Consider the following 16,113-nt stretch of genomic DNA (forward strand, 5'->3'; position numbering starts at 1 on the left):
TGCAACGCAAAATCATGAAAAAGGCCAATCGAACACAGCGGACCGATGGAGAGATTACGCGAAGCCGCATTCTGGACGTGGCGGGCGAGCTCTTGGCTTTCACCGGCTTCGCAGAGACGACGAACAAGATGATCGCCGCGAAAGCCGAAGTCGACCTCGCCTCGATCAACTACCATTTTGGCAGTCGCAACGGCCTTTATCAGGCAGTCCTGGTCGAGGCTCATCGGCGTCTGGTCAGTGTCCAGGGTCTGCAGCAACTGGTCGCGACTGAGGTGCCGGCACGCGAAAAGCTGAAAGCGCTTATCGAAATGCTGGTGGAAAGCGCGACCGCCGATGATGGCTGGCACGCACGCGTGCTCAGCCGCGAAATCCTGGCGCCCTCCTCCCATCTCCAGACGCTGCTCGAAAGCGAGATACCGGCGAAGATGCCGTTCATACTCACCATTCTTAGTGAAATCACAGCGATCCCATCCGGCGATCCAATGCTGCTTCGCTGTCTGATCAGCGTCGTCGCCCCATGCGCGATGTTGCTGGTCGTCGGCCGAAACGTCTCCCGCGTCGCCGATGAAATCCGCCACATGCCGCGCAGGGATCTGGTCGACCACCTCTACACGTTCGCGGTCGGCGGGCTGGAGGCGATCGGGCAGTCTCGATCGACCCCGATGCACGGCGCTCCGCAACCGGCTCCAATGGCCGTGCTGACTAGGGCGGGAAAATCATGAAACCACGTGCACTCGTCGTTGGCCTCGGCATCGTCGGCGTGTCCAGTGCCATCCCGCTTAAAGAGAATGGCTGAGAACCAATCGTCATAGCTCGGCCGCCCGAGAGGCGAACCGGTGGCCATGTCATCGGACTGAATGATATCGGCAAGGAGATGGCCCGCAAACTCGGTGTGAGTGAAGGCATCCACATCCGTACACCGGAGAACTCTGAAAACTGGCGCCCGACAAAAGGCGGCTGTGATTTGCGAGAAGCCCTGCCCGTATCAAACACCGATATCGATGCGGGGCTCAACAAGAGGGAGGAAATCCTCCGACCCATGACCGAGAAGCGGCGCCGTCTGGCGTGGTTCAAATCGCAGATCTTCGTCCCGCCGAATGGCGTCATGTTCATTTTGCGTCGGATCATCCTGCGCTTCGGCGGCCGATATATTTCGAAACTGGCCCGAGGCTCTGGTGGCTCGGCACAAGCCGACCGGGCCGCCTTTGCCGAATGCCGATGCCCTCAAATGCGAGACCTATGCTGAGACTTCGCGCAGCCATTCAACGAAGAGACGGACGCTCGCCTTTTTCATCTTGCGAGCCGGCACGACGACAAAGTAGGCGGCGCGCGTTCGGATCGACGCCTCGGTAAGACGGACCAGACGATCCTGCCGGATAAGGTCGTCCACCAGACGGCTCCACCCAAGCGCCACGCCCTGGCCGTTCATCGCGGCATAGATCGCCTCGGTGTAGAAGCTGCAACGCAGGCCGCGACCCTTCCTCGGAACGCTCACCGAAAACGCGGCCAGCCACTCCTCCCATCCCATCCAGGTCGGATCGTCAACGTCGCTGGAAATCAAAGGATGATCGACCAGTTCTTCGGGCGCAAGCACCGGTCCTACCGCTTCGGCATAGCCGGCGCTGCAAATGGGAAACACCTCGTCCTCGAACAGCATCTCGGCTTGCCCGTCGAGCCACACACCTGTTCCGTAGCGGATGGCAAGGTCGATATCGCCGGCCTGCATGTTGGTCATCGCATCCTGAGTGATGATGCGAAGCTTGACTTCGGGATGGGCGCCCGAGAAGGCTGCAATTCGGGGAAGCAGCCAGAAATGTGAAAACGCAATCGTTGCGGAGATCGTCAGCTCGTCATCTGACCGCTCCGCTTTGAGATCGGTCACGACATCTGCGATGAGATTGAACGCATCACCGGCGGCGACCGACAGGAGCTTGCCCTGCGCCGTCAACTCGATCTTGCGATGTAGCCGGCGAAAGAGTGGAAAACCGAAATCCTCTTCGAGCAGATGGATCTGCCGGCTGATAGCAGCCTGGGTGACGCCCAATTCCGCCGCCGCCCGCGTGAAGCTGGACAGGCGGGCCGCCGCCTCGAAGGCCGTCAACGCTGTCAATGGCGGAAGCTTTTTTCTCAGATTGACCACGCGATTATCTCCGATGGAAAGACCCACGCATTACATTGAGTTATGTCATCCTCGCACATTTGTGCCGTTGAGCACAAACGGCTTCCGAGTAATCCTGTCTTCGCTCCAATTTGCGTGCGATCAAACTATCAGGTGGGATTATGTTACAGACGCTTGCCTCCTCCTCCATATCGGCGCTTCTCGATTCGAGGGCCGAAGGACATTCGCTTCCGGCCGGTCTTTATATCCGCGAAGATGTCTTTGAGGCCGAACTCGAAGTCTTCTTTCGCCAGCACTGGATATGTGTCGGCGTCGAATGCGACGTACCCGAGCCGGGGGACGCCACCGTCGTCGATATAGGCAAGACCAGCCTCATTATCCTGCGTGATGACGAGGGCGAAATTCGCGTCCTCCACAATGTCTGTCGGCATCGTGGCTCACGCCTGCTCAATCCGGGCAAGACGATTATTTCCAAGCTTGTCTGCCCCTATCATACCTGGACCTATGAGCTCACCGGCGAGCTCAGTTTCGCGCCGCATATGGGGGCCGGCTTCGACAGGGAGTGCCGTAGCCTGAAGCCGGTGACATTCAAGTCGATCGGCGGATTGATCTATGTCTGCCTTTCCGACAATCCACCCGAGGATATCGATCGTTTGGAGCAGGTGATGGCGGAACGGCTGGCGCCCTACGACATTCGCAATGCCAAGGTCGCGCATGAGTTCGACGTGATCGAACAGGGCAACTGGAAGCTCACGATGGAGAACAATCGCGAGTGCTACCATTGCTCCGCTAACCATCCCGAGCTTTGTGTGTCCTTCGTCGACCTCGATTTCGGCTTTGACCCGGAGGCTCTCAGCCCGGAAGATCGCAGCCAGGCCGAAGAACATTTCGCGCTTTACGCCCGGCGGACCGAGCAATGGGAAGCCGATGGGTATCCGTCAGCCGCCGTGGAGCAGCTGGTCGACTGCGCCACCAATTTTCGCACCCAACGGCTGATCATCTCCGGCGCCGGCGAATCCCAGACGCATGATGCCACCGCAGCTTCGTCAAAACTGCTCGGCCATATGACCCGCAAGGATCTCGGCGACACGCATCTTTGGGGGCACAACAGCTGGAACCACTTCATGGGCGACCATGCTGTCGTCGCCATCGTCATTCCGCTCTCCGCAGACAAGACACTCGTGAGAACCAAATGGCTGGTCCACAAGGATGCCGTCGAAGGCGTGGACTACCACCTGCAAAAACTGACCGATGTCTGGCTGGCGACCACCGACCAGGATGCCGATCTCGTCGCCCGGTCCCACGCAGGTATCGAGGATCCCGCCTATATCCCCGGCCCCTATTCGGCCTTCTCCGAGACCAATCTCGACAAGTTCGCGACCTGGTACATCGACCGGATGCGCGCCCATGGATATTAAGAGCCATGATCGTGCAGCGGGAACTCCTGTTCGCGCCGGTCTTTGGAATCGCGATACGGACGAAGATCTCGTCTGTGTCGACGTCCACCAGGAAACCCATGACGTAAAGACCTTCACTTTCGCCTCTCCCGAGGGCAAGAGCTTTGCATTCGAGGCCGGGCAGTATTTCCTGTTCGATCTCGACATCGGCGGGGAGGCGGAAAGTCGCTGCTATAGCATCTCCTCGTCGCCCTGCCGCCGCAATGCGTTTTCGGTGACCGTAAAGCGCGTGACGGGCGGCAAGATATCGAACTGGCTGCATGACAACATCATCGTTGATTCGAAAGTCAGGGCAAACGGCCCTCTTGGCCATTTCATCCGGCCGAGCGCACAGAAGTATCTCTTCCTCTCGGGCGGCTCAGGCATTACGCCGGTGATGTCGATGTTGCGTGAACTCGCTGACACCTTTGAGCCGGCTGACGTCGTCTTCTTACATGCCGCGCGAACGCCGAAGGATCTGGTGTTTCGCGACGAACTGACGTGCCATGCAAACCGGATCAAAGATCTGCGCCTGCAGTTTCTTCCGGAAACGGTCGCGGGTGAAACCCATTGGCCCGGCCTGACGGGCCGTATTTCGGTCGAGTATGTGAGACTTGCTGTTCCGGACTTGGCCGAACGTATCGTGATGTGCTGCGGCCCGGCGCCGTTCATGGCTGCGGCCCGCAATATCACGGCCGAACTTGGCGTACCACCTTCCAACTATATCGAAGAGAGTTTCGACGCGGCGGTGATCGATGACGTCGATATCCCGCTTGTCGAGGAAGCCACGACCCGCGTGTTTCAGGTCGAATTTTCCAAGCAGGGGCGCAAGATCGAGGTTTCGGGCGACCAGACGCTCCTCTCCTGCGCGAAGAAGGCCGGGGTCAGGCTCCCGTCATCCTGTTCGAACGGGGTATGCGGAACGTGCAAGTCCAAGCTCTTATCCGGATCGGTCGACATGGCCCACAACGGCGGAATCAGACAACGGGAAATCGACGCCGGATTGTTTCTGCCCTGCTGCTCGAAACCGCTCAGCGATCTGGTTGTCGAGCGATAGAAACTGCCCAAACGGACCGATCTGACATCGACGCTTTCCGTCCGTGGCCGTCCCAGGCCAGTCTATGACAGGTGACCCGAAGAGCCGTAGAGGCCTCCGGGTCACGCTTGCCGCCGGGCAACCGAAATTCCTTGCTAACTATTGCGGCAAGCTCAGCTTGGCCATCCGCCCCCCATCGATGGTCCAGACCTGTCCGGTGACGAAGGAAGATTCCGGCGATGCCAGCCAGGCCACGAGGCTCGCGACCTCGTCCGGCTTGCCTGTGCGCCCGACTGGATGGATTTTTCCGATCTGCTGACGGAAACCGACTGGGTCAGGCATGTTTTCGATGAAATCGAGGTTCAGGTCTGTATCGATCCAGCCGGGCGCCACCGCATTGCAGCGGACGCCCTCGGCGCTGTGGTCTATCGCGATCGCCCGTGTCAGGCCATGGATACCCGCCTTGGACGCGCAATAGGCTGCGTGTTTCGGATTGGAACCCAGCCCCTCGATCGAGCCTATGTTGACGATCGTCCCGCCAGCCGCGCGCAGATGCGGCATAGCGGCCTTGATCAGCATGAAAGGCGTGGTCAGATTGACCGCAATCGTCCGCTCCCAATCCGCAAGGTTCATGTCCTCGGCGAACGCCTCCTGCATGACCCCGGCATTGTTGACCAGGACATCGAGCCGGGCGGCCGCCTTAACGACCGCGTCGACCGCCCTGCCCGCTTCGGCCGGGACGGTGAAATCGATCGGGATCGATTCGAAATCGCTGTCCTCACCGCGCTGCGCCGTAAACACACGCGCACCTTCGTCTCGAAGACGGCGTGCGATTGCCTGCCCGATACCGCTCCTTCCGCCCGTGACAAGGGCGACTTTGCCATCAAATCTCTTCATCCTACAGGCTTTCCACCATTGACCTCGACCAGCGAGCCGCACATGTAGCGCGCGGCGTCAGACGCCAAAAATACGACGACATCGGCGATATCCTCAGGCTCTGCGATGCGGCCGAGCGGAACGGTCTTGCCGAGTTCCGCGACCGCAGTATCAGGATCGAAGCCGCGCTTGACGAAGCCGGTCCGGAGCATCGGCGTATTGACCTCGTTCGGGCACACGGCGTTGATGCGGATGTTCTGATGGGCGTGATCCATCCCCATGCATTGGGTCAAAGAAGCGATTGCCGCCTTCGTCATGCAGTAGACGGCGTGATTTGGGCCTGGGCGCACGCCCCAGCAGGACGAAACGTTGACGATCGCCCCGCCGCCGCGCCCGGCCATCATCGGGATCGCGGAACGGCACACGCGAAACGGCGCCTGAACATTGACCCCGAGCGACAGATCCCAATCCGCATCCGTCGTGCTGGTGACCGCGCCGCGGGTGATGACGCCTGCATTATTGACGACAATATCGAGGCCGCCGAGCGCATCGAAGGCGGCCTTCGCCAAGCCGTCCGCATAGGCCGCCTCAAGGAGGTTGCCGGGCAGATGCGCTTCCGCATCGATGCCGGCAACATCGCGATCCGCCACGGCGACCCTTGCACCCTCAGATCGAAGGCGCTTGACAATCGCCGCACCGATGCCGCCTGCGGCACCCGTCACCAAGGCTGTCTTTCCCTGAAAATAGCTCATGTGTTTCCTTCCTGCTTGCTCTAGTTGAGGATGGACCGCCGACTTGCCGGCGTGTTGCCAAAGCGCTCGCGGTGGACTTTGGAAAAAGCGAGGTTGAGGTGAAGCCGCACGCCACCGCGATCTCGGTCTGCGCCTGGTCGGACTGGACGATCAGGTTGCGCGCCCGGTGATGCCTCAAGTCCATCGCGCAGCGTCTTGGCCTCATATTCATGTACCGTTCGAACAGACGCTCCAGCGGATGAAAGTTGCCAGCGATAGAACTCGCGGTCGGCCACCAGATTTGCAATCCGGAGCGGCGCCAACGCACAAGAGAACGCCAGATGCGAAAACTCTTCGACAAGCAGAAAGACAAAAGCGGTCGCAGGGCTCATGGTTGCACAAGGAATTGCGAGGCGTAATGGACGCCTCGCTGTTGACCATCATTTGGCGGCGTCGCGGGCTGCTTTCAGCCAGCTGTCATAAAGCTGCTGGTGCGCCTTGACCCAGTCGTCGACGTGCTTGTCGATGTCGGCCGAACTCTTCTGACCGTCCTGGATCAGCTTGTTCTCAGCCGAGACGTCGTTGATGTCGAGCTTGGCGACCTCGAACAGCTTCTTGGCCGCCGGATTAGCCGCGAGAAAGTCGTTGCGTGCGACGACACGGATACTGTCCACGGCAAAGCCGAGGTTTTTACCGTTGAACGTCGTATTCGCCTTCGCTCCACCGGGCAGCGAGGTATAGGGCACGCTCAGCCATTCGACGTCCTTGCCGGGAACGAGAACACCGGAAACCCAATAGGGCGTCCATGTATAGTACAGGATCGGCTTGCCAGTCTTGTAGCGGGCGATCGTGTCGGCGATCATCGCCTGGTAGGCGCCCTGATTGTGAGTGACCGTATCGCGCAGCTTGTATTCATCGAGTTCGTGCTCGATCACGCGCTCGCAACCCCATCCGGGGATACAGCCGGCGAGATCCGCCTTGCCATCGCCATCGGCATCGAATTTGGCGGCAATCGCCGGATCCTTGAGCTGGCTGAGATCGTGGACGCCGGAATCGTAGGTCTTCTTGTCGATCAGATAGCCCTGAATCGCACCCTCGATATAAGTGCCGACCTTGGTCATCACCTTCTCGCCACCAGCCTCCTTGAAGAAGCCGTCATGCAATTTGTCCCAGCTGACGGCGGTAAAGTCAGCGTCGCCAGAGCCGATGGCTACGTGGATTGTCTGATATTCGGCTTCGTTCGGTTCGGCGATCGTATAGCCGAGATCCTTCAGCGCACGGAACAGGATCCGATGCTGGAAGAATTCCTCAATCTGGGTTGGCAGCATCGGGCGCACGGTGACGCCCTCACCCGGCTTGTCTTTGGCGAAAATCGGCTGCGCCATCAGCGCCAGCGTCATTAGGCCTGTAGTCAGAAGTCGTTTCATGATCTTACTCCCAGTTGTTGTTGTTGGTTCCCCGCGGACGACCGTTTTCTTCGGCCGATCAGTTGCACGACGAGGCCGATCGGACCTGTCTGCCACCAATTCCTATGACCCCGCTCGCGGCCGGATCGACCCAGGCCCTGGGTGATCCGGTCAAGCACGATGGCCAGCATGACGATGCCAAGACCGCCGACGATCGCCTTGCCGGCGTCCAGGCGTCCCATGGCGCGCAGCACTTCGTTGCCGAGACCGCGCACCGAGATCATTGAGGCGATGACCACCATGGAGAGCGACAGCATGATCGTCTGGTTGAGACCGGCGAAGATGGTCGGCGTCGCCATCGGCAGTTCGACCTTGAACATGATCTGCGACGGCGCGTGGCGCCAAAGGCGCGGGCTGCTTCGACAACGCTCTGGTTGACCGAGCGGATTCCGAGCGACGTCAAACGGATGAGCGGCGCGAGGGCAAAAACGATCGTCACGATGACGCCGGCGACATTGCCGATCCCCAAAAGCATCACGACGGGAACCAGATAGACGAAGGCGGGTATCGTTTGCATCGTATCGAGGACCGGCCGCAGCACCGCCTCGAACCGGTCGCTCTTACCGGCGAGAATGCCCAGCGGCAATCCGATGATGACGGCCAGGATGACGGCGGCGACGACGATCGCGAGCGTCGTCATCGCCAGCGGCCAAGCCTCGGGCGACAACAGCCCAAGCACAGCGAGCGCAACCGCGACATAGACGGCGGTCTTCCGCCCGGCCGCCTGCCAGGCGATCAGCACGATGATGATGAGCATTACTAGCGGCGGAACCGCCTGAAACGCCCGCTCTATGCTCTGGATCAGGCCATCGAAGAAGAACTTGAAGGGCTGGATCGCCTCGCGATGGTCAATCGCCCATTGCTTGATGCCGTCGGAATGTTCGGCAATGCCAAGGTCGATGCTCTCGAAAGGATTGAGCCAGTTGAAGCTCTCAGCCATCAGCGTGTCCTCCATGCAGTTGAAGCCGCTTCATCCCGTCCCTGGATACCCCGAAGCAGGGCATCCTTCGTGACCACACCGATCGTCACGTCACTGTCCTTCACCAGAACCGGGTGTTGTGTGCCGATCGAGAGATCGACCAACGCATTGAGCTTGTCGTCCGGTCGGGCGACCGGCCAGCCTGATATCTCCTGGCCGGGATTGGACTGACGATAGTGTTCGAGCGGTTGCATGACTTTTGCCGCAGTGACGAGATCGAGCTTGGAAATGCCGCCCACGAAGTCGGCGACATAGTCGTCCGCGGGGTTGGTGACGATCTCCTCAGGCGTGCCGACCTGCACCAGAACACCGTCCTTCATGATGGCGATACGGTCGCCGATGCGGATGGCTTCGTCGAGATCGTGGGTGATGAAGACCGTGGTCTTGTGAAGCTCCGAAGAGAGCTGCATGAAGGTGCCCTGCAGCTGGTGGCGAATGAGCGGATCGAGCGCTGAAAACGGCTCGTCCATCAAAAGGATTGACGGGTTCGCGGCGATGGCGCGGGCAAGTCCGACGCGCTGCTGCATACCGCCCGACAGCTCGTCGGGATATTTCAGATCCCAGCCGGTGAGCTCGACCGCGGCGATGGACTCGCGGGCGATCCGGTGACGTTTTTCCTCCGGCACGCCGCGAACCTCGAGCGCAAAGGCGACGTTGTCGCGAACATTGCGATGGGGCATGAGCGCCATGCTCTGGAACACCATGCCGATCTTTTCTGCCCGCAGCCGACGCAATTCCTTGGCGCCCATCTCGTTGACGTTGCGGCCCTCGATATGGACGGCGCCGGCGGTGGGCTCGATCAGGCGGTTGATATGGCGGATCAGCGTCGATTTTCCGGAGCCGCTGAGCCCCATGATACAGAATATCTCGCCGCGGCCGACGCTGAAGGTCGCGTCGCGGACCCCGACCACACAGTCGAGCTTGTCGCGAATGTCGGCCTTTGAAAGCTGGCCGGCCTTGATTGCCTCGATGGCTTCCTTCGCTCGGCCGCCGAAGACCTTCCATATGCCGTCACATCGAATGACGGCCTCGTCAGTTATAGCCATTGCGCTAGTTCCCCACAGTTTCTCGTCATTTTTTCTTCTTACAACATAAATTTTCAGAGTAGACAAGTTGTATTATGCTGCGCTACAAAGTTTCGAAGGGCGCAGAACAAAACCCTGCGAGAGGAAATCCCCATGAATCGCGAACCCAAGCGCAACAAGAACAACTGCCTCGAAGACCTCCGTCGCCGCATCCTGACCGAGGCGCTTGAGCCGGGCAGCTATCTCGATGAGACGGAGATCGCCGAGGCTTACGGCATTTCCCGTCCTCCTCTTCGTGAGCTTCTCAGGCAACTCGCCGGCGAGGGCTATGTCATCCTTCACGCGAACCGCGGCGCGCAGGTCGCACCGATGACTCACAGGACATTGCGCAATTTCTTCATCGCAGCGCCGATGATCTATGCCGCGACCAGCAGACTTGCCGCGCAGAACGCAACACCGGCGCAAATCATGCGGCTCAAGGACACACAGTTGCTGTTCCGTGCTTCAATCCGCGATGCGGACACGGAGCAGCGCGCTCTGACGAACGAGCGCTTCCACTCGATCATAGGCGAGATGGCGGACAACGAGTTCCTGATGCCGAGCCTGCGGCGACTGCTCATCGATCACACACGGATTGGCATGATCTTCTACAGCCCCCGCAGCGCCGAACTGGCCGACCAGCGAGCGGCCGCCGTCGAGCAGCACGATCAGTTCATCGCCCTGATCGAAACCGGAGACGCAGAGGCATGCGCCGAACTGGCCATTGCCCACTGGGAGCTGTCACGCGCCCAGATCGAAAGTTTCGTCACACCCACAAGCGTTTTCGCACCGCTGGGACGCGTGCCGGAAAGTATAGCCTAGGAGACGTCAATGAAATTCGAGGGTATATATACGCCTGTGATCACACCGTATCGTGATGATGGTTCCATCGATTGCGATGCTTTTGCCAGGATGATCGAACACCTGATCGCCTCAGGTGTGCATGGCATCATCAACGGCGGGTCAACCGGCGAATATTACGCACAGTCCATGGAAGAACGCATCGAATTGGCGACGCTCTCCAAGGAGATCATCGGTGATCGCGCGGCCCTCATCATCGGCACCGGCGCCATCCGCCTGCCCGACTCCATCACCATGGCCGAGACCGCGGCGAAGATCGGCGCATCCGCTATCCTGGTCGGCTCGCCGCCCTATTCGGTTCCGACCGAACGCGAGAATGCGCTGAATGCGCTCGCCATCGACCGTGCCGCCGACCTGCCGATCATGCTCTACAACTATCCCGGCCGCATGGGCATCAACATGGGCGAGGAATTCCTAGACCGCGTCGGGCGCAGCCGCAACTTCTGCGCCATCAAGGAAAGCTCGGGCGACATCAACCGCGTCCACCTGCTCGCGCGCGACTATCCCCATATCCAGATGTCGTGCGGCATGGACGACCAGGCGCTTGAATTCTTCGCCTGGGGCGCGCGCAGCTGGGTTTGCGGCGGTTCAAACTTCCTGCCCGGGGAGCACCTCTCGCTCTATAAGGCCTGCGCCGTCGAGGGCAATTTCACCAAGGCCCGTCGCATCATGTCGGCGCTGATGCCGCTGATGCGGGTGCTCGAACAAGGCGGCAAGTTCATCCAGTGCATCAAATATGGATGCGAGATGGGCGGCCTTTATGGCGGTCCGCCACGGCCGCCGCTCAGGGCCCTGAACAAGGACGACATGCGCCAGCTCGAACAGGTGGTGCGGGTCCTCAAGCGTACAATCGCCGAAATTGAAGCGGAGGCATGACCATGGGCAATCTACTGACGCATGAAGAGTATCAGGCGATTGCCGCCAAGCTCGAATTCCCGACCCAGGCTTTCATAGATGGCAGGTTCCGGCCTGCCATGTCGGGCAAGACCTTCGAGACGGCGAACCCGGCCACCGGCAAAGTACTGGCCAAGGTCGCGGCCTGCGGCGCTGAGGACGTCGATTTCGCAGTCGAGAAGGCGCGCAGCGCTTTTGAAGAGGGACGTTGGTCGCGCCTTCATCCGGGCGAGCGCAAGGACATTCTGATCCGGCTTGCCAAGCTCCTCAAGCGTAATGCCCGTGAACTCGCGGTTCTCGAAAGCCTCGACAGCGGCAAGACCATCTACGACTGCGAGAACGTCGATATACCCGAAACCATTCATTGCCTGAAGTGGCATGCCGAACTGATCGACAAGATCTATGACCATGTGTCGCCCGCCTCCGACAATCACATCGCCATGATCGTGCGCGAGCCGGTCGGCGTCGTCGGCCTCGTGCTACCATGGAACTTTCCGCTGCTGATGTTGGCCTGGAAAATCGGTCCGGCGCTGGCCGCCGGCAATTCGGTTATCGTCAAGCCCGCCAAGGAAACGACGCTGACAGCGCTACGCGTCGCCGAACTCGCCACGGAAGCCGGCATTCCCGCTGGTGTCTTCAACGTGCTGCCCGGCGGCGGCCCGGAAGTTGGCGAGCCGCTGGGTCTGCACATGGACGTAGATATGGTGTCCTTTACCGGTTCCACGGCAACCGGCCGGCGTTTCCCGAAATATTCGGCCGATTCCAACCTCAAGGAAATCACGCTCGAGATGGGCGGCAAGAACCCGGCCGTCGTGCTCGACGACGCCGAGAACCTCGACCGCGTCGCCGCCCACATCGTCAACGGCGCCTTCTGGAACATGGGCGAGAACTGCTCTGCCTCTTCGCGCCTCATCGTTCAGCGAGGCATCAAGGATGAGCTGATCAAGCGCATCGTGGCCCACGCCCGCGAATGGCCGATGGGCGATCCGCTCAACCCGGAAAACCGCGTCGGCGCACTGGTCTCCAAGGCGCATTTCAACAAGGTCAGCTCCTATCTCGAAAAGGGCCAGAAGGTCCTGCTCGGCGGCAAGGCCAAGGACGGATTCGTCGAGCCGACGATCATCGACGTCGCCGACCGCGACGCGAAGATCGTGCGCGAAGAAATCTTCGGTCCTGTTCTCGCCGTCCTGACGGTCGAGAGTTTTGAAGAAGCCATCGCGCTCGCCAACGACAGCGAATACGGCCTGGCCGCTTCGATCTACACTGCCAATGCCAAGCGGGCGATCCGCGGCGCCCGCGCCATCCGCGCCGGCACCGTCACCGTCAACTCCTTCGGCGAAGGCGATATCACCACCCCGTTCGGCGGCTACAAGTCCTCGGGCTTCGGCGGCCGCGACAACGGCATCCATGCTCATGACCAATACACACGGATCAAGACGATCTGGCTCGACCTCACCGATAATGCAGACGAGGCGGTTGCGTGACCGTGCACCGGGCTGAAAGATTGCCTGTCCATAGCGGCGCGGCGGCGTGGAACGCGATCCTGCCGGTGCGGGCAGCGTTCCCTCCGCTTGATGGCGATATCAGCGTGGATGTCGCGGTCGTCGGTGCAGGCTTCGCAGGTCTTTCAGCCGCCAGGCGCTTGTGCCAACTCGACCCCTTGCTCCGCGTCGCAGTGTTCGAGGCAGGCGGCTTGGCCGAAGGAGCATCGGGCCGCAATTCCGGCTTCATGATCGACCTCCCGCATGATCTGCAGTCCGAGGACTATGCCGGCAAAGGCGTTGCTTCCGACAGGGAGATGACCGCCCTCAATCGGTCGGCGATTGCGTTTGCTCGCGACGCCGTCGAAGACTATGCGATCGATCCCGCTTTCTTCGATCCTGTCGGCAAGATCAATGGCGCTGCCACCAACACAGGCCGCAAGCTTAATGTCAGCTACGCCGAGCACCTCACCGCGCTTGGCGAAGCGAACGAAATGCTCGACGAGAAGTCCATGCACGACGTGACCGGCAGCCGCCATTATACGTCAGGACTTTACACGCCAGGCACGGTGATGCTGCAGCCTGCCGGCTACATCCGATCGCTTGCCACTGGACTTGCGCGTGACGGTATCCAGATCTACGAAAACACTCCCGTGACCAAGCTTGACCGCGCGGATGCAGACTGGCTGCTGGCAACGCCCAAAGGCCGGGTCAGCGCGGCAAATGTGATATTGGCCAACAATGGTCATCTCGAAAGCTTCGGCTTCGCCCGCCGCCGCCTCATGCATGTCTTCCTCTACGCGTCGATGACGGTGGAGCTCGCCAAGGATGTCCTCGCCAGGCTCGGCGGTCAGCCCCGCTGGGGCATCACACCGTCCGACCCGATGGGGACAACCATGCGGCGCATCGATACCGCGCAAGGCGGGAACCGCATCGTGACGAGAACCTGCGCCACCTACCTGCCGGACATGGTGGCTTCGGAAGCAGCGGTTCGCCGCGCCGCCAGGGTTCACCGCGCGAAGTTTGCCGATCGCTTTCCGACGATCGCCGACGTACCCATGGAATATAGCTGGGCGGGGCACCTCTGCCTGACCTGGAACGGTGTTGCGGTCATGCGGGAACTTGAAACCGGACTGTTTTCCGCCTGCGCCGACAATGGTCTGGGAACTGTCCGCAGTACGCTGACGGGAATCGGTGCCGCCGATCTCGTCATGAACCGCCCCTCGGATATCTCGGCGCATTTTCTCGCCGAGGCGCCGCCGACAAAGCTCGTCCCCTCACCTTTGGCGAAGATCGGCGCAAACCTGTTTTTTCGCTGGAAAGAATGGCGGGCGCGGGATGAGTGAGATCGGTTTCGCCCATCCCGCTAACGCAACTGACGGATTTGAACACAAATTTGTTTGAGGAGGTCCAGTTATGAACGAACAAGCAGTCCAAACCCGAGCAGGAGGCCGCGACGCCCGGCACACGCTCCGCAACGCACCCGATTTCGCGATGCCTCCGGCGCTTCATCGCAAACTGGCCGTCACCGGGCTGATGGATGAAGAGCATGTGGCGAAATTCGACAACGCCTCGAAGTCGATCCTCGAAGGGGTTGGTGCCGTGTTCCGCGATCCGATTGCGCTCGAAGACCGGAAGCGAGCTGGCGCGGACGTCCGTGGCGAACGTATTCACCTTGACCGCGCGCTTGTCCGGCAACTGATTTCGACCATCCCTTCCGGATGGACATATCGCGCCCGCAATCCGGAAAAGAGCCTGCCATTCGGCGGCAAGAACTCGATCTTCGTATCGATGACGGGCGCGCGCTGCAATATGCCACGCGACCTCTCGACGATTACCAGGAGCTCAAAGCTCGACGAGGCGCTGCGCGACTACGTGGAGCGGCGGCAGCGCGAGATTTCCGTCGTCGACGAGCTCAACACCCACTGCTGATTTCGATCGCTTTCCAGTTGCCGTTTACTCCCAGAACGGCCTTTTTATTCGAGAAAACCAATGAAAATCACCGAAGTACACATCTACTCACATACCATGCCGGTCAAGAATGGCCCCTATGTCATCGCAAGTAGCAAGGTCTATTCGCTCGACACGACGCTTGTGAAGCTCGTCACCGACAATGGCCTGTTCGGCTGGGGCGAGACCTGCCCTGTCGGTCCGACTTACCAGCCGCAACATTCCCGGGGCGCCGTTGCCGCGCTCGAGGAAATGGCGCAAGATCTGATCGGCGCCAATCCTTGTCAGCCTCTGCTGCTCCGCCGCAAGATGGACAGCTTGCTGAATGGTCATCGCTACGCCAAGGCGGCGATCGATATTGCCGCTTATGACCTTATGGGCAAGCATTTTGGAGTGCGAGTTGCCGATCTCCTGGGAGGGGCAGTCACGGAGCGTGTACCGTCCTACTACGCCTCCGGGATCGGCGAGCCAGACGAAATCGCCCGCATTGCGGAAGAGCGGGCCGCTGAAGGCTATCCTAGAATGCAGATCAAGATCGGCGGCCGAGACGTCGCAATCGACATCGAGGTCGTGCGAAAGGTCTGGGAGCGCGTCGGAGGTCGGATGCGCCTCGCCGTGGACGGCAACCGGTCGCTGACGACGCGCGACACGCTTCGTCTCAGCCGCGAATGCCTCGATATCCCGTTCATCCTCGAGCAGCCTTGCAACACGATCGAAGAAATAAAGGCGATCCGCGGTCAGCTCCATCACGCCGTCTTCCTCGACGAGAATGGCGAGGACCTCAACACCGTGCTCCGCGCCGTCGGCGACGGGATCTGCGACGGCTTTGGAATGAAAGTCACCCGGATTGGCGGTCTGCACGCGATGGCAACCTTCCGCGACATCTGTGAGACGCGCTCCATGCCGCACACATGCGACGATGCCTGGGGCGGCGACATTATCGCGGCGGCCTGCACCCATATCGGAGCTACCGTCCAGCCGCGACTCTGCGAAGGCGTCTGGCTGGCACAGCCCTATGTCGAGGGCCACTATGATGCGGAAAATGGCGTCGCCATTGTCGACGGTCACATCAAGCTCCCGAGGGGGTCGGGATTGGGCGTCATCCCTGACGAGACGTTGTTTGGAGCCCCGATCGCCTCATTCGGCTGACAAAATGACATTGATCCCCGGTCCGGGAGAACTATAGTTTTGAGCGGCGTTGCGGCGGGAACCTGTCGCAA

16 protein-coding genes and 1 pseudogene are annotated in these 16,113 nt (G+C 60.4%); 10 read left to right on the top strand and 7 right to left on the bottom strand.

What is annotated here, in order from left to right:
• Window positions 1-14: 14 nt before the first annotated feature.
• Entirely contained in the window at window positions 15-722 is a 708-nt protein-coding gene (locus tag RHSP_RS27735; RefSeq protein WP_004126656.1) for a TetR/AcrR family transcriptional regulator, read from the top strand.
• A 152-nt stretch (window positions 723-874) separates the two neighbouring features.
• Window positions 875-1,246 carry a hypothetical protein gene (locus RHSP_RS27740; RefSeq protein WP_004126660.1) on the top strand — a complete coding sequence of 124 codons (372 nt, stop codon included), beginning with the start codon at window positions 875-877 and terminating at the stop codon, window positions 1,244-1,246.
• On the opposite strand, the gene RHSP_RS27745 is transcribed toward RHSP_RS27740, so the two are convergent.
• Window positions 1,238-2,140, bottom strand: a complete 903-nt coding sequence (locus tag RHSP_RS27745; protein WP_037154876.1) for a LysR substrate-binding domain-containing protein — start codon at window positions 2,138-2,140, stop codon at window positions 1,238-1,240. The two genes, RHSP_RS27740 and RHSP_RS27745, sit on opposite strands and share 9 nt — an antisense overlap.
• Before the next feature lie 140 nt (window positions 2,141-2,280).
• On the opposite strand from RHSP_RS27745, the gene RHSP_RS27750 reads away from it, so the two are divergent.
• Window positions 2,281-3,537 carry an aromatic ring-hydroxylating oxygenase subunit alpha gene (locus tag RHSP_RS27750; RefSeq protein ID WP_004126680.1) on the top strand — a complete coding sequence of 419 codons (1,257 nt, stop codon included), beginning with the start codon at window positions 2,281-2,283 and terminating at the stop codon, window positions 3,535-3,537.
• Window positions 3,527-4,612, top strand: a complete 1,086-nt coding sequence (locus RHSP_RS27755) for an FAD-binding oxidoreductase (protein WP_004126683.1) — start codon at window positions 3,527-3,529, stop codon at window positions 4,610-4,612. The genes RHSP_RS27750 and RHSP_RS27755 overlap by 11 nt, the downstream gene beginning before the upstream one ends.
• Before the next feature lie 138 nt (window positions 4,613-4,750).
• Here RHSP_RS27755 and RHSP_RS27760 read toward each other — a convergent pair whose 3' ends face one another.
• The 6 genes and pseudogenes from RHSP_RS27760 to RHSP_RS27785 all read right to left on the bottom strand — a co-directional run bounded on the left by RHSP_RS27760 (window position 4,751) and on the right by RHSP_RS27785 (window position 9,689).
• Window positions 4,751-5,488, bottom strand: coding sequence for an SDR family NAD(P)-dependent oxidoreductase (locus tag RHSP_RS27760; RefSeq protein ID WP_004126687.1), 738 nt, complete (start codon window positions 5,486-5,488; stop codon window positions 4,751-4,753).
• Window positions 5,485-6,219, bottom strand: coding sequence for an SDR family NAD(P)-dependent oxidoreductase (locus tag RHSP_RS27765; protein WP_004126690.1), 735 nt, complete (start codon window positions 6,217-6,219; stop codon window positions 5,485-5,487). The genes RHSP_RS27760 and RHSP_RS27765 overlap by 4 nt, the downstream gene beginning before the upstream one ends.
• Window positions 6,134-6,430 carry a helix-turn-helix transcriptional regulator gene (locus tag RHSP_RS36120; RefSeq protein WP_081615367.1) on the bottom strand — a complete coding sequence of 99 codons (297 nt, stop codon included), beginning with the start codon at window positions 6,428-6,430 and terminating at the stop codon, window positions 6,134-6,136. The genes RHSP_RS27765 and RHSP_RS36120 overlap by 86 nt, the downstream gene beginning before the upstream one ends.
• 208 nt (window positions 6,431-6,638) lie before the next feature.
• A complete protein-coding gene (gene proX, locus RHSP_RS27775; protein WP_004126693.1) occupies window positions 6,639-7,625 on the bottom strand; it encodes a glycine betaine/L-proline ABC transporter substrate-binding protein ProX in 987 nt (328 codons plus the stop codon).
• Window positions 7,622-8,604 (bottom strand): annotated as a pseudogene (locus tag RHSP_RS27780) (ABC transporter permease). The gene proX and the pseudogene RHSP_RS27780 overlap by 4 nt, the downstream one beginning before the upstream one ends.
• Window positions 8,604-9,689 carry a quaternary amine ABC transporter ATP-binding protein gene (locus tag RHSP_RS27785; protein ID WP_037154882.1) on the bottom strand — a complete coding sequence of 362 codons (1,086 nt, stop codon included), beginning with the start codon at window positions 9,687-9,689 and terminating at the stop codon, window positions 8,604-8,606. Before RHSP_RS27785 ends, RHSP_RS27780 begins: the two are co-directional and overlap by 1 nt.
• A 132-nt stretch (window positions 9,690-9,821) precedes the next feature.
• Between RHSP_RS27785 and RHSP_RS27790 the strand changes: the two genes are divergently transcribed.
• From RHSP_RS27790 to RHSP_RS27815, 6 genes are all read left to right on the top strand, one after another.
• Window positions 9,822-10,529 carry a GntR family transcriptional regulator gene (locus tag RHSP_RS27790; RefSeq protein WP_004126713.1) on the top strand — a complete coding sequence of 236 codons (708 nt, stop codon included), beginning with the start codon at window positions 9,822-9,824 and terminating at the stop codon, window positions 10,527-10,529.
• Between the two features lie 9 nt (window positions 10,530-10,538).
• On the top strand, window positions 10,539-11,444 hold the full coding sequence (locus RHSP_RS27795; protein ID WP_004126716.1) for a dihydrodipicolinate synthase family protein: 906 nt from the start codon (window positions 10,539-10,541) through the stop codon (window positions 11,442-11,444).
• 2 nt (window positions 11,445-11,446) lie between these two features.
• Window positions 11,447-12,946 (top strand): aldehyde dehydrogenase, encoded by a 1,500-nt coding sequence (locus RHSP_RS27800; RefSeq protein WP_004126719.1) that lies wholly within the window; start codon window positions 11,447-11,449, stop codon window positions 12,944-12,946.
• Window positions 12,943-14,289, top strand: coding sequence for an NAD(P)/FAD-dependent oxidoreductase (locus RHSP_RS27805; RefSeq protein WP_037154885.1), 1,347 nt, complete (start codon window positions 12,943-12,945; stop codon window positions 14,287-14,289). Before RHSP_RS27800 ends, RHSP_RS27805 begins: the two co-directional genes overlap by 4 nt.
• A 70-nt stretch (window positions 14,290-14,359) precedes the next feature.
• Window positions 14,360-14,875: a trimethylamine methyltransferase family protein gene (locus RHSP_RS27810; protein ID WP_004126724.1), complete on the top strand. Its 516-nt coding sequence runs from the start codon at window positions 14,360-14,362 to the stop codon at window positions 14,873-14,875.
• Window positions 14,876-14,935: 60 nt separating this feature from the next.
• The gene (locus RHSP_RS27815; RefSeq protein ID WP_004126726.1) at window positions 14,936-16,042 is read left to right on the top strand and encodes a mandelate racemase/muconate lactonizing enzyme family protein; all 1,107 of its coding nucleotides are present in this window, start codon (window positions 14,936-14,938) and stop codon (window positions 16,040-16,042) included.
• Window positions 16,043-16,113 lie beyond the last annotated feature (71 nt).

The organism is Rhizobium freirei PRF 81 (assembly GCF_000359745.1).
GTDB lineage: Bacteria > Pseudomonadota > Alphaproteobacteria > Rhizobiales > Rhizobiaceae > Rhizobium > Rhizobium freirei.